Annotated in this window: 3 protein-coding genes; all 3 read left to right on the forward strand. The window is 41.6% G+C overall.

Annotation, left to right across the window (positions count from 1 at the left end; translation table 11 throughout):
* Positions 1–233: 233 nt before the first annotated feature.
* Entirely contained in the window at positions 234–1,568 is a 1,335-nt protein-coding gene (locus HX062_RS15070) for a hypothetical protein (protein ID WP_286467974.1), read from the forward strand.
* A gap of 248 nt (positions 1,569–1,816) precedes the next feature.
* A complete protein-coding gene (locus HX062_RS15075; protein WP_286467975.1) occupies positions 1,817–2,095 on the forward strand; it encodes a hypothetical protein in 279 nt (92 codons plus the stop codon).
* Positions 2,096–2,149: 54 nt separating this feature from the next.
* On the forward strand, positions 2,150–6,289 hold a 4,140-nt coding region (locus HX062_RS15080), incomplete at its 3' end, for a DUF6531 domain-containing protein (RefSeq protein WP_286467976.1).

Raw genomic sequence — 6,289 nt, forward strand, 5'->3', positions numbered from 1 at the left:
GCTGTAGCATCAGCTCCATCACATACACTTATCACAATGGCGATAGCGATAACAAAAAGATATACCACGGCTAGATACACCATAGCATTTAAGTCAAATCAGCAATATTAATACAGGAAATAGTACTAATAGTAATGCGGCAGCGATATTAAATGACTTTATACTAGGGGTGAATCACCTGGTTGATTGAACTAGAGTAGTGGAAGGAGAAATAGTAAAACTAAACTAAAAAAATGGAAAGTAATCCTATACAACAACGCATGGAGGAGTTTGAACTAAAATATATAGAAACCAGCTTCATAGAGCGCTATCAGTTTTTAGTATTAAGGACACCTAAAGAAGACTTAGACATGGTAGATGCTTTTTATGAGTATATGTTAGGAGTTGATAATGAGATAGAAGATGTTGTAGTTTTATTTCAGTCACCATTGAATGAAGTAAAGGCTTACAGCCAAGATTTAGTGGAAGAGTTGTTCTATACTACATTCTTGTGGAATTACTCAAAAAAGCCTGAAAGCATTGAAGAGAATTTTATTGATTGGGAAATGGACATGAGTTTAAAAGAGGAGAAAAACATGGCATCGCTTTTTGTTTCAAATATCAATACTTTTTGTGATTCACTGGAGTTTGAAGAGGGCTCTAATTTAGTCTGTGTGTTAGATTATCAAAATAGCGAATCAAACTATATTCTTAGCTGGTTGAAAGATTTAGTTAAATTAGAATTGCATCCTAAGGTAAGCATTGTGTTATCAGATACGATAGAGTCACCTGTATTTAATGAGTTAAAAGATTTAGCTCCCAGTTCAACTTATATTTTAACTCATCAGTTCGAATTGAATAAAGCGATTAAAGCGATTGCTACCATTGGAGATCCAATTGCGCCAAGTACACAATTTAGGAAACATTATTTCAATATGCTTGAGGAGGTGGGAAAACAGAACGAAAAGCAAATCTACCTCAGTGCAAAAGCTTGTTTATCTATCGCTAAGAATCATAAAGACAAGGACGTTAATTGGTTCAATCAGATTGTGGTAGTTCAGATGGTATTGGCCAATTATGAGACTTCAGTTAAGAATTACAAGCAGGCGATTGTCCATTTGGACAAGGGAATCCAAGCAGCTAGTGAGACTGTAGGGGTATTGCCCGATGAGATGAGTTGTAGGCTTATGGGACAAGGTTATCTATTTCGTGGTACACTTTATCGCTTACTCAAAAAATACAGTAAGGCGAAAGAGGACTTTATAAAAGCAGAGGAGTTTTATGGCTCTATAAAAGACTATCCCTTACAGATAGAATCGTTGCGTATGCTTGCTCATGCTGCCAAAAAGGACTGGGATTCAACGACGAAAAACAAAGCCTTAGACAAGGGAGTACGCTTAGGAAAGATGTTAAATGTTTCTATGGCTGAAGCCTCTAGTTATGCGATATTGGTTAAGGCAGTTTTGGCTTCTAAGTATTATAACTATATATCAGATCAAGAGTTAAGTGAGATTGTCACGCCTTTATTTGGAGAAGATTGGCGAAGAGTAATTAAAAGTAGTCTCAAGGTATTAGGAGAAGAAGTATAAAAGATGGAAAGATTTTTGAGTGTAGGAATACTGTGTGTGCTAGTAATCGTAGCTGTATTTTTATTAAGGCGTTTTCCTTGGTTGTATGCTGGCAAACCGAGTGGACAAGAGCCTATAACTCGTTGGATTATGCAGAAATATAATTTGCGTTTAAATCAAGCGGTAAGCAGGGTAAGAACAGTATTGATGTATGTCGTCATACTTGTTTTTATCCTTATTTGGATTTTAATACTATAATTTAAAAAACGATGGGAGAGTTGTTTGTAAACTTCAAAAAATATTTAGGAGATATTATCAAGGAGCATCCAGAGTATTGGGGATTGATGTTAATAATCGTCGGACTAGTATTCTTGTTTTGTTCTATTAAGGGATATAGTTTTATGTATGATCATACAGGTGGGGCTATATTCAATACAGCTTGGCTTCGCAATGTATTCGGAGAGAGAGTAGCGAAGAGTTTTAATATCTTTTTGTTTAGTATTATCACACTAGTTGGATTGTACTTTTACTTTCGATACAAGAGTTAGTCCCCTAACAGTATTCATTCAGTATGAGAATACTAGATTGTTAAAAAATAGCCTATGGAAAAAAATGAAACGAGACGCTCTAAACAAGAGAAAGAGGAACAGGCAAGTATTCTCTCACAGATGTCAAGTGAGATAAGGGAAAGGTATATCGCTCAAAAAGAGAGTTTTGAAAAGATAAAAGAAAAGCGAAACAAGATTAATAACCATGCCAATGCAAGTGATGCTCAAAAGGCTATGGCAAGTATGGTGGCAGTTGGCGAAGGTGCTATAGCAGCTTTCACTGCTGCAATGGGAACTACCTCTCAGCTCAGTGAAGCAGTGATGATTCCTATTCTAAAGCGTTTAAACGCTAGCAAAGGCGAAGCAATTTTACCCGTATGTAGACAATTGGATCCCGTGATAGGTATAGATTGTCACATGGTGGTCTATCCACCTGTGCCAACTCCTGTTCCGCTTCCACACCCTTATATTGGTATTTCATTTCGGGCAAAGGACTTTTTATCTACTTCTATTCTTAATTTCGCAGCGGACATCAAACCCACTCCAGCAGAAGAAATTACAGAGGAGTCCACGAATGAGCAAATTGAGACAAGTATTGTGCAACGTGTAGACTCATTAGCTTTTCAGGTGGGCGTCATGGCAGTGGGAATGCTTGGAGCTTCAGTTGTAGTAGAGGGAGTTCCACGTACTGTGGCAGGCACCTCGAGTAAAAATATAGTACATTTTCCACTAGCTCCCGCTTTTCACCCTGTTTTTTCTCGCCTGGTAGAGAAGGATCACGGTCATGCATTATTGGGAAGTTTGTTTGTAGTTGCCGATGGTTTCCCCTTGACCGGAGAGCAGGCGCATTTACACAATTCGTGTTGGGATGTAGGCATAGTCTCTATTCACAACCTCAAGCCCAACCGCAATACAGATGGTAGTAAGAAGAAGTTTAGGGCTCGTTTGTATGTTCCATCAGGAGCAATAGTTCCCTTTCCAAGGAGAACTACTATTTTGACCAATAAAGCACCTTCTCCAATAAATCCCTTAGAAGGCCCAAAGATGTTGTTTAAGGGAGGGTTCACAAAATTAAAACAGAAAAGAGCGAAGAAGGTTCAAGAAAATAGAGCAAATAATAAAGCTTGTAATAATGTATCTAGAGCCTTAAATGGCATAAATAGCAAACTGTTTAACAATCAAGCAACAAGAGGATTATACAATAAAGTAAATAAATTAATTAAGACCTATGTTGGTCACCCCGTAGATGTCGCAGGCGGAGACCTGTTTACAGACAGTACCGATTTTAGCTTCTCAGGGGTTATTCCCTTTTCATTCGACAGGGTGTGGTATAGCGACAGCGACTACCAAGGTCCATTGGGCTATGGCTGGCATCACAGCTTTGATATGGCCCTGTTCATCAACGAAGAATACCGCCGAGCGCAAGTTCGCTTAGAAGACGGAAGGCTAATCAACTTCGACAGAATACCAACTAAAGCATTGCCAACTCCGAGGTATCATCGCTCCGAAAAGCTGTGGCTGTGCTATCACGAGGATGGGTACTACTACCTTAGAAATCAGCAGGAACTGATGTATCTGTTTCTCACCAAGAAATACACGGATAGACATGATGGGTACCTACTCTCAGCGATTAGCAACAAAGACGGCTTTGCCATCCGCTTTAGTTATGATCACAAGGGAACCCTTCAAGAGATAAAAGACTCCGTTAGTAGAGTTTATACCTTTGATAGTGATAAAGAAGGGCGCATCACTAAAGTATGGACAGACGCCCCAGAAGAAGGCAGTCCTAAGACGTGTATTTCCGAGTATGTGTATAATACCCACGGTGATATGTCCGTGCATTATGACGAGATGCGCCAGCCAATACAAATGGTCTATGAGCACCACTTATTGGTGAAAGAGACTTGGCGAAACGGACACAACTGGCACTTTAAATACGATGGAATTAAGACAGGTGCCAAATGTATCGAGACATGGGGAGATGGAGGTATTCAGCACTTTAAAATAGCTTATTACAAAGGCGAAACTCACGCTTTGGATGGAGAAGGTCATAAAACAATATACAAGCACTTAAACGGAGTTGTTTATGAGACTACAGATGCTAATGGAGCGGTGTGGAAGAAGTTTTACAACAAATATAGTGAGTTAGAGCGCAGTACAGACCCGCTAGGGAATGAGCGGTTTTTCTTAAGAGATGACTACGGCAATGTGTCAAAAGTCATTCTTCCCGATGGACAGTTTACCCAAGTCAGCTATACCGAGACTCAGTATCCATACCTTCCTACAGAAGTTATCGACGCTCGGGGAGGCAAGTGGCTGTATAAATATAACGACGCAGGACGCATTCGCGAGATGGTCAACCCACTAGGAGCGAAGACAAGTTTTACCTATAACAAGGAGGGACTGTCTGAGTCTATCATCAGCGGACTTGGAGTACGTATGCAGATGAGGTATGACCACAACTATAATCTGTCGGAACGCATCAGCACCACAGGTAAAAGCACCCAGTATAAGTATGACCAGTGGAACCGTTGTACCCAAGTGATTAACGCCAATGGTGTACTTCAGAAGCAAATGTTAGACAAGCTCGGACGTCCTATTGTAATCCATGACTTCGATGGCAATATCATCCATCTGAGATATGATGCGATAGGCAATATCACATATTACGAAGATTGCCACCGCAATATCCGCTATACATATCGGGGGATTCACAAACTTAGTAGTCGTCATGAGGCAGGTAAGGTCATGCGTTATGAGTATGACTCTAACGAGCGCCTTCGCAGCATCACAAACGAAGAAGGGGGTATGTATTTCTTTGGATTGGACGCCGTAGGTAATCTTGTCCATGAGAAGTCCTTTGACGGCATGGAGAAATCCTATAGTCGCAACAAAGCAGGCTGGGTGACTCGGGTATTGCGTCCTGACGATCGATGGACCGAGTACACCCATGATCAAATGGGACGCGTCACCGAAGTTAATTATAGCGATGAGAGCACAGAGCGTTACGACTACGAAGCAGGGCTGCTGACTACGGCTGTGAACAACGCAGGTACACTAGAGATACAATACGATATACTGGGCAATGTCATTGCAGAAAGCTTCAATGGAGAAGAAGTACATAGCACCTATGACGCCTATGGGCGTAGAACCAAGCTCAGCAGTAGCTTAGGTGCTAACTTTGAGCACAGCTTTGACCAGTGGAGCAATGTGATCGAGAGCCAACTCAACAGTTGGCAGACGACGATGGCATACGATCCTTTCGGAATGGAGACCATTCGCGAGTACGCAGGAGGAATCAAACAAGAGTGGGAATACGACAAAATAGGAAGGCTCAAGAACCAACGCGTCAATAAACAGCATTCAACGATATACGCTATACCTGATTTTAATCGAGTGTATACATGGGATCAAGGCGGGTTACTTCGTCAGATCACAGACCAAGGGCATAAGCACACCTACTTCGAGCATGATAAGAGAGGTTTCTTACAAGGAGTGATCTATGATGGCATACAGAGAGAAGAACGCGGGGTGGATAGCAGCGGTAATTTATATAGTCAACTGGACTGTACAGATCGAAAGTATGTAGCAAACCGCTTAGAAGAGACGAAGACCGCGAAGTACAAATATGACAAGGAAGGTAATCTAATCCAGAAGACAGAGAAAGCCACTGGTAAGAAGTGGCAGTATTCGTGGAATGGAGCAGCTATGTTAACGGAAGTACGGTGCCCAGATGGCTATACGGTTCGCTTTATGTACGACGCCTTAGGCAGACGAGTGAGCAAGCGATACAGGAGTGTCACGACTCACTATGTATGGGATGCTAATGTTGTGCTACACGAGCACAAGACCTTTGATGCCAGAGAAACCACAGCAGATGATATCATCACATGGGTATTCGAGCAGGACAGTTTCGCTCCAATGGCTAAGATCAGGGGAGAGAAGAAGTACAGCATCGTGACAGACCACCTCGGCACGCCTATACGCGCTTATACAGAAGGTGGGGAGAGAATCTGGGAGCGCGAACTTGATAGCTTTGGAAATATTCGTATGAATGTTGGTGATGCACATTTTTGTAATTATCTTTATCAAGGGCAGATGCTGGATAGAGAGACAGGCCTCGCCTATAACCGCTTCCGCTACTACGACCCCGAACAAGGAAACTACATCAGCCAAGACCCGATAGGCTTAGCA

The organism is Myroides sp. DF42-4-2 (assembly GCF_030326445.1).
In the GTDB taxonomy this organism is placed as follows: domain Bacteria; phylum Bacteroidota; class Bacteroidia; order Flavobacteriales; family Flavobacteriaceae; genus Flavobacterium.

What these genes read in the sequence shown, in the direction of transcription:
- HX062_RS15070 (WP_286467974.1), top strand. Translation starts at nt 234, where the DNA reads ATGGAAAGTAATCCTATACAACAACGCATGGAGGAGTTTGAACTAAAA.
- HX062_RS15075 (WP_286467975.1), top strand. Translation starts at nt 1,817, where the DNA reads ATGGGAGAGTTGTTTGTAAACTTCAAAAAATATTTAGGAGATATTATC.